We start from the raw sequence: 303 nt of genomic DNA on the forward strand, positions 1-303 counted from the left end.
AATAAGAAGTACTACGTTGTTGCGTTTGTTGATACATACAATCATTACCCATCGTCTTACGTTTTACCGTAAAACGATCAATAAAAATTTACTTACTTCTTCCAGATTGTTAAAGAACGTACAGCACTTGATCTCTAAAAGATCAAATCTAAAGGCTTACCCTTACATTTGAACTCTTGGTGGAGGATGACGGGATCGAACCGACGACCCCCTGCTTGCAAAGCAGGTGCTCTCCCAGCTGAGCTAATCCCCCTGAGATTTACTACAAGGCAGAAACTGGTAGGGCTGGTTGGACTCGAACCA

General features: G+C 42.6%; 1 tRNA gene. It reads right to left on the minus strand.

Annotation, left to right across the window (positions count from 1 at the left end):
- Positions 1-177: 177 nt before the first annotated feature.
- Positions 178-253: transfer RNA gene (locus GEV02_RS32635), tRNA-Ala, on the minus strand.
- Positions 254-303: the final 50 nt, after the last annotated feature.

The sequence above is a fragment of the Rugamonas aquatica genome, from assembly GCF_009380215.1.
GTDB lineage: Bacteria > Pseudomonadota > Gammaproteobacteria > Burkholderiales > Burkholderiaceae_D > Rugamonas > Rugamonas aquatica_B.